The organism is Corallococcus sp. AB038B (assembly GCF_003668955.1).
Taxonomy (GTDB): domain Bacteria; phylum Myxococcota; class Myxococcia; order Myxococcales; family Myxococcaceae; genus Corallococcus; species Corallococcus exiguus.
The window spans coordinates 1-413 of sequence record NZ_RAWO01000214.1; the positions used below are offsets into that span (position 1 = coordinate 1).

The window sequence follows — 413 nt, forward strand, 5'->3', positions numbered from 1 at the left end:
CCACGTCCCCGTGTAGCGCCAGCCGCCTGTCTCACCTTCCAGCGCGAAGGGCTGGAGGGCGGTGATGCCGCTGCCGCTGGGAATCCAGACGCGGAACGTCACGGTGGCGCCGCGAGGAACCGGGGCGGTGCGCACGGAGACGACGCCCGTGCCCGCAGTTCCGCTGAAGGGCACCGCGAGGGAGCGAGTCCCCGCCTGGGCCCGCGCGGTGGACGACGTCGCCGCCTTGATGGGAGCGCCCGAGGACGACCAGCCCTCGGTGCCGGTCTCGAAGCCGTAGCCGCGAGTGGTGCCGCCGCTGCCAGCGTCACTCGTGCCCGCGTCGGAGCCGCCATCGCGAGTGCCACCGTCGGCGCCGCCGTCGCGAGTGCCTGCATCCGTGCCAGCATCCCGGGGGCCACCATCCGGACCCG

General features: G+C 74.6%; 1 protein-coding gene. It reads right to left on the reverse strand.

The features are described from left to right. Positions 1-413, reverse strand: a 413-nt coding sequence (locus D7Y04_RS44850; protein WP_368666440.1) for a carbohydrate binding domain-containing protein, incomplete at both ends; no start/stop codon positions are given.